The organism is Variovorax sp. CF313, assembly GCF_000282635.1.
In the GTDB taxonomy this organism is placed as follows: Bacteria; Pseudomonadota; Gammaproteobacteria; order Burkholderiales; family Burkholderiaceae_C; genus Variovorax.
Map to the genome: position 1 here is coordinate 1 of NZ_AKIW01000135.1, position 6,194 is coordinate 6,194.

Sequence of the window (6,194 nt, forward strand, 5' to 3'; positions counted from 1 at the left end):
GTACCCCGTCGGCGTGAGCGCACCCCGAAGCACCCACAACGCGACGCATGAAACAACAGGATCTCATCTCGGGAGTCACGGCTTCCCGAACCCGTAACGCGTAAGCACTTCCTGCGCGGCGGGCGTCGAAAGAAAGGCGATGAAGTCACCGGCCAGCGCCTTCTGCCTGCTCTCGGCCACCACGGCGATGGGATACGTCACTGGCGTGTGGCCGTTGGGCGTGAAGGCGATCTTCACCTTGTCGCCGGCCACGGCCGCATCGGTACGGTAGACGAAGCCGGCCTCGACCTCGCCGCGGCTCACGTAGTCGAGCACCTGGCGCACGCTGTCGGCCTGCACGAACTTCGGTTCGAGCGCGGTCCAGAGGTTGGCGCTGTCCAGCACCTGCTTGGTGTAGCGGCCGACCGGGACGGTGGCGACCTTGCCGACGGCGATCTTCTTCACGTTCGCGCCGCCAAGGTCCTGCAGCGTCTTGACGCCCACGCCCTCCTTGGCGGGTTCAATGAGCACCAGGCTGTTGGTGACGAAGTCCTTGCGCGTGGCGGCGTCGACGGCCTTTTGCTCGACACCGCGGTTCATCGTTTCCTGGTCGGCGCTGGCGAACACGTCCACCGGCGCGCCCTGGCCGATCTGCTGCAGCAGCACGCCCGAGGCGGCGAAGTTGAAGCGCACCGTGGCGCCGGCCTTGGCAGCCTCGAACCTGCGGCCGATTTCCTTGAACGCGTCGGTCAGGCTCGCGGCGGCGGACACGGTGATCTGCTGCGCGGCAGCAGCCAGCGGCAGGGCGAGTGCGAGAACCAACGACAGAAGGCGGAACGGGCGCATGGACAACTCCGGAATGATGAAGACGAAATCAGCGAAGCGAGAAGAAGCGGCTCGACAGCACCAGCACGGTGATCGACAGCAGCGAGGTCACGACGACCAGCAGCAGCGCGAGGTCGTCGTGACCGGCCTGCACAGCGTCGTAGATGGCCATCGACAGCGTCTGGGTCTGCTTGGGAATGGAGCCGGCCACCATCAGCGACGCGCCGAACTCACCCATCGCGCGTGCGAACGCGAGCAGTGTGCCGGCCAGGATGCCGGGCCACGCCAGCGGCAGCGTGACGCGCAGGAAAACCGACAGCGGCGACTGCCGCAGCGTGCTGGCTGCGGCTTCGAGCGATCGGTCCACACCCGAGAATGCCGCGCTGGCCGACTTGAGTACCAGGGGCAACGCCACCACGGCCGAGGCCACCACGGCGCCGTGCCAGCTGAAGATGATGGTGTAGTCGAGGTGCTCGCGCAGCCACGCACCCAGCGGGCTGCGGCGCCCGGCCGCCACGAGGATGGCGTAGCCGATCACCGTGGGCGGCAGTACCAGCGGCAGCATGAACACGGCCTCGAGCACGGTGGCGCCGAAGAACTTCTTGCGTGCGAACACCCAGCCCAGCGCCACGCCCGCAATCAGCGCCAGCACGGTCGCGACCGCGGCGACCTTGAGCGACAGTGCCAGGGGTGACCAGTCGGTCGAGGCGATGAGGGCATTCGTCGTATTCATTGGGATACGACGGGATTGTTGCACGACGGACGCTGCCTCACCGCGAAGATGCACGGCGTGAGCTGCCCCATATACCGATCGATATAGCGTTACGGTGCCAGCAGCCGCGTCAGCGCACGGATGTCCGCCGCCGTGGCCAGCTTCGCCGCGTTTTCGATGGCACGGTAGTGCCTGACGACTTCCTCGCCCACCGGCGTGAGCGCGGTGCCGCCGCCGCGCGAGCCGCCGGCCGCGGTGTTCACGGCCGGCGAGACCAGTGCCTGGTTCATCTCGTCGATCAGCATCCACGCCCTGCGGTACGACATGCCCAGCAGGCGGGCCGCCGCCGAGATCGAACCGGTCTCGGCCACCGCTTCGAGCACGGCGATCTTGCCGGGGCCGATGGCGATGGCGTCGTCCCGGTATACGCGCAGACGGAACTGGACTTTGGATTTCATTTGGCGCGAAGGGTAAACCATGCCGCAAGGCTCGGCTCCCTTCGCGAAGCCCCGGGAAAGCGTTCCTAGTGGAAGAACTTCGCCGCGCTCACCAGCGTCTTGTAGACGCCCCAGGCCAACGGAATACCCACTGCCACCCAAGCCAGCGCCACGACCGCAGGGCTCACCGTGTCGGCGCGGCCAGAGCCGCTGCCCACTTCGGCCGCAGAGGCCTTTTCGTGCGCCAGCTTCTTCTCGACCGCCAGTTCGGCGTCGGTCATGAAGTGCTTGTCGGCCACCGGGCGCACCAGCAGGTTGGCGATGAAGCCGATCACCAGCATGCCCACGAGGATGTACATGGTCTGGTTGTAGACCTGCTCGCGCGGCAGGCCCAGGCCCAGTTGGTACTCGCGCATGTAGTTCACCACCACCGGGCCGAGGATGCCGGCCGTGGCCCACGCGGTGAGCAGGCGGCCATGGATGGCGCCCACGAACTGCGTGCCGAACAGGTCGGCGAGGTACGCCGGCACCGTGGCGAAGCCGCCGCCGTACATCGACACGATCACGCAGCAGGCGCCCACGAACAGCAGCTTGCTGCCCGCGCCGGCCGACGAGGGAATGCTCGCGTACAGGATGCCGCCGAGCACGAAGAACACCGTGTAGGTGAGCTTGCGGCCCAGCTTGTCCGACAGGCTGGCCCACACGAAGCGCCCGCCGATGTTGAACAGCGACAGCAGCGCCGTGAAGCCGCCCGCCACCACCGCGATGGCCGCGAGTTGCGTCTTGTCGAGCTGTCCGTACTTGGCCGGCAGGTCGATGAGCGCGCCGCCGAACACTTCCTGCAGCATCGGCGAGGCCATGCCGATCACGCCGATGCCGGCGCTCACGTTCATGCACAGCACCAGCCACACGAGCCAGAACTGCGGAATGCCCCAGACCTTCTTCACGTGCACGTGGCGCTGCGTGATCATGGTGTTGCTGGTCTGCGCCGGGGGCGGCGTCCAGCCTTCGGGCTTCCAGCCCGAGGGCGGCACGCGGTAGCCGAGCGCACCAGCCATCATGAACACGAAGTAGCCGAGCGCCATGACCACGAAGGTCTGCATCACACCCACGTCGGTGGCCGTGCTGAAGCGCTTCATCAGGTCGACCGCCAGCGGCGAGCCGATCATCGCGCCGCCGCCAAAGCCCATGATGGCCATGCCGGTCGCCATGCCGCGTCGGTCGGGGAACCACTTGATCAGCGTGCTCACCGGCGAGATGTAGCCGAGCCCGAGGCCGATGCCGCCGATCACGCCCGAGCCGAGGATCATCAGCCAGAACTGGTGCAGGTGGATGCCCACCGCCGACAACAGCATGCCGCCGCACCAGCACAGCGCCGACACCACGCCGGCCTTGCGCGGGCCCGCACGTTCGAGCCAGCCGCCCCACAGGGCCGCCGAGCAGCCGAGGAAGACGAAGAACAGCGTGTACATCCAGCCCAGCGTGGCCACGCGCCAGTCGCAGTTCGTGGCGAACAGCTCGGCGAAGAAGCTCATGTCCTTGGCGCAGGCCTGGGCGCCGGTGCCGGCCGTGCCGAGCGCTTTCGACAGCGGCAGCCAGAACACCGAGAAGCCATACGCCATGCCGATGCACAGGTGAATAGCCAGCGCGGCGGGCGGCACCAGCCAGCGGTTGAAGCCAGGGCCCGCGATGATGCGTTCCTTTTCCAGGAAGCCAGGTTGCGGTTGCGCCCCTCCTCCGACGATGCGATCTCCATCGAGAACGCCTGCAGTTGAGCCTGCCATATTTCTCCTTGTTGGCCGGATTTGTAACTCTTGTGTTTGAATCCGGGCCGCGGAGTGTGTCAGAACGTTTCTCGCTCCGTCAAATTCGTTCGGCGCATCGGCCGATTCAATAACTAAATGCCCGGCCGGTGCTCAGTCGCCGAGCGCCCCGCTGTGAATACGCACCTGCTCACGCCACTCGGGGGTTTGCAGGAAGGCCAGCGCGGCTTCGAGCGCGCGCGAGGAGCGCACGCCGTCCTGCGTCATGAAGCCTATCGGCGTGAGCACTTCGGGCGCCACCAGCGGCAGCGCCTCCAGCTCGCGATGGCTGCGCACGGCCGCGACCATGGCGCCCGGAAGCACGCTGCTGACCGTGCCCGCGCTGACCGCGAGCGCGAGCGCGAGCACGGAGTTGGTCTCGATGGCGGGCGCCACCGGAACGCCGGCTTCGCGCAGCGCCTGGTCCAGGATGGCGCGGTTGTGCATGTCGGTCGTGAGCAGACACAGCGGCAGCTTGCCGGCCTCGGCCCAGGTGATGGGTTGGCCGATGCGCAGTTCGTCCACAGAGGGCGTTTCGGCGCGCCGCAGGAGGAAGTAGTGCTCGACGCTCTGCGGCCAGGCCGTGAGCTTGATGCCCGGCAGGTGCATGCGCTCCGTGTAGCCAAGCGCAAGGTCGATCGAAAGGCTTTCGAGCCCCGTCTCCAGTTCCTGCGAGCTCATCGACAGCACGACCGGCAGGATGCCCGGATGCCGCTGGTTCAGCATGGCGGCGAAGCGCGAGAGCATCGGAATGGCGGTAGGCACCGCGGCCATGCGCAGGCGACCGTGCGGATTGTCCACATCGCTGCGCAACTCCTGCAGCAGCACTTCGTTGTCGCGCAGCATGCGCTGCGCCGTGGCCAGCACGCGCTCGCCTTCGTGTGTGAGGCCGACATAGACGCGCGCACGCTTGACGATGACCACGCCGAACTCGGTTTCGAGCGCGCGCAGCGCGTTCGACAGCGCCGGCTGCGTGATGTGGCAGGCCTGCGCGGCGCGGCCGAAGTGCTTGTGCTCGTTGAGCGCCACCAGGTAGCGCATCGAGGCGAGCAGGTTCATGCCTGTGGCTCCGGCGCGTGTCGTGTCGCGGGGTGCTTGTGTTCGGGGTGCATGCCAAGGGCACCGGGTGGCTCCCGCAGCGAAATAAAGGAGGAGGCAGCAGGCCGGGGGACATTCGCGGAGCAAGGCACCCCGTCGGCGTGACCGCGCCCCGAACAACGACGCACATCACGCACAACGCACCCAATCGAAAAGCAGGGCGTCATCCCTCAGGTGTTCTTGCTGATCGAGATCGTCGGAAACTTGGAGGAAAAATCCTTCGCCTTCTCGGCGATGCCCACGGCCACGCGGCGTGCAGCGGCCTTGTAGATGCCGGCCACGTCGCCGTCCGGATCGGACACCACGGTGGGCGCGCCGCTGTCGGCCTGCAGGCGGATCTTGATGTCCAGCGGCAATGCACCCAGGTATTCCATCTGGTACTCGGCCGCCATCTTCCTGCCGCCATCCGCGCCGAAGATGTGCTCCGCATGGCCGCAGTTCGAGCAGATGTGCACCGCCATGTTCTCGACGATGCCGAGGATCGGCACGCCGACCTTCTCGAACATCTTGATGCCCTTCTTCGCATCGAGCAGCGCGATGTCCTGCGGCGTGGTGACGATCACCGCGCCCGTCATCGGCACGCGCTGGCTGAGCGTGAGCTGGATGTCGCCGGTGCCCGGGGGCATGTCGACGATGAGGTAGTCGAGGTCTTTCCAGTTGGTCTGGCGCAGCAGCTGCTCCAGCGCCTGCGTGGCCATGGGGCCGCGCCAGACCATGGCCTGGTCGGGGTCGACCAGGAAGCCGATGGACATCACCTGCACGCCGTGGCGCTCCATGGGCTCCATGGTCTTGCCGTCGGCGCTTTCGGGGCGGCCCTCGATGCCCATCATCATGGGCTGGCTCGGGCCGTAGATGTCGGCGTCGAGCAGGCCGACCGTGGCGCCCTCGGACGCCAGCGCCAGCGCCAGGTTGGCCGCCGTGGTGCTTTTGCCCACGCCACCCTTGCCCGAGGCCACCGCGACGATGTTCTTGACGTTGGGCATCAGCTGCACGCCGCGCTGCACCGCATGGCTGATGACCTTGGTGACGACGTTGACCGACACGTTCTCCACGCCCGGTACCGTCTTGGCGGCCGCCACCAGCGCCTTTCGGATGGCCGCGTGCTGGCTCTTCGCCGGATAACCGAGTTCGAGGTCGAACGAGACGTCGCCCTCCGCTATCTGCAGGTTCTTGAGCGACCGGCTCGCCACGAATTCCTTGCCGGTGTTAGGGTCCGCGACGGCCTTGAGCGCGTCCATGAGCCCTTCTGGGGTGAGTGCCATTGATCAAACTCCTGAATGGCCGGTAGTCTAGTGGCTCGCCCCCAGGCTTCGCGCACTTCGTGTCGCTTCTCCCGCCCCC

At 67.0% G+C, this 6,194-nt stretch carries 6 protein-coding genes; all 6 read right to left on the reverse strand.

Features of this window, described 5'->3' with window-relative positions:
- Window positions 1-75: 75 nt before the first annotated feature.
- The 6 genes from modA to apbC all read right to left on the reverse strand — a co-directional run bounded on the left by modA (window position 76) and on the right by apbC (window position 6,115).
- Window positions 76-825 carry a molybdate ABC transporter substrate-binding protein gene (gene modA / locus PMI12_RS25965; protein ID WP_007838577.1) on the reverse strand — a complete coding sequence of 250 codons (750 nt, stop codon included), beginning with the start codon at window positions 823-825 and terminating at the stop codon, window positions 76-78.
- A gap of 28 nt (window positions 826-853) precedes the next feature.
- Window positions 854-1,537: a molybdate ABC transporter permease subunit gene (gene modB, locus PMI12_RS25970; RefSeq protein ID WP_007838579.1), complete on the reverse strand. Its 684-nt coding sequence runs from the start codon at window positions 1,535-1,537 to the stop codon at window positions 854-856.
- Window positions 1,538-1,626: 89 nt separating this feature from the next.
- A complete protein-coding gene (locus PMI12_RS25975; protein WP_042674408.1) occupies window positions 1,627-1,974 on the reverse strand; it encodes a winged helix-turn-helix domain-containing protein in 348 nt (115 codons plus the stop codon).
- A 65-nt stretch (window positions 1,975-2,039) separates the two neighbouring features.
- Complete coding sequence (locus PMI12_RS25980) at window positions 2,040-3,737, reverse strand: OFA family MFS transporter (protein WP_007838583.1); 1,698 nt, start codon at window positions 3,735-3,737, stop codon at window positions 2,040-2,042.
- 132 nt (window positions 3,738-3,869) lie between these two features.
- Window positions 3,870-4,814, reverse strand: coding sequence for a LysR substrate-binding domain-containing protein (locus PMI12_RS25985; protein ID WP_007838585.1), 945 nt, complete (start codon window positions 4,812-4,814; stop codon window positions 3,870-3,872).
- Window positions 4,815-5,023: 209 nt separating this feature from the next.
- A complete protein-coding gene (gene apbC / locus PMI12_RS25990) occupies window positions 5,024-6,115 on the reverse strand; it encodes an iron-sulfur cluster carrier protein ApbC (RefSeq protein WP_007838587.1) in 1,092 nt (363 codons plus the stop codon).
- Window positions 6,116-6,194: the final 79 nt, after the last annotated feature.

What these genes read in the sequence shown, in the direction of transcription:
- modA (WP_007838577.1), bottom strand. Translation starts at nt 825, where the DNA reads ATGCGCCCGTTCCGCCTTCTGTCGTTGGTTCTCGCACTCGCCCTGCCG.
- modB (WP_007838579.1), bottom strand. Translation starts at nt 1,537, where the DNA reads ATGAATACGACGAATGCCCTCATCGCCTCGACCGACTGGTCACCCCTG.
- PMI12_RS25975 (WP_042674408.1), bottom strand. Translation starts at nt 1,974, where the DNA reads ATGAAATCCAAAGTCCAGTTCCGTCTGCGCGTATACCGGGACGACGCC.
- PMI12_RS25980 (WP_007838583.1), bottom strand. Translation starts at nt 3,737, where the DNA reads ATGGCAGGCTCAACTGCAGGCGTTCTCGATGGAGATCGCATCGTCGGA.
- PMI12_RS25985 (WP_007838585.1), bottom strand. Translation starts at nt 4,814, where the DNA reads ATGAACCTGCTCGCCTCGATGCGCTACCTGGTGGCGCTCAACGAGCAC.
- apbC (WP_007838587.1), bottom strand. Translation starts at nt 6,115, where the DNA reads ATGGCACTCACCCCAGAAGGGCTCATGGACGCGCTCAAGGCCGTCGCG.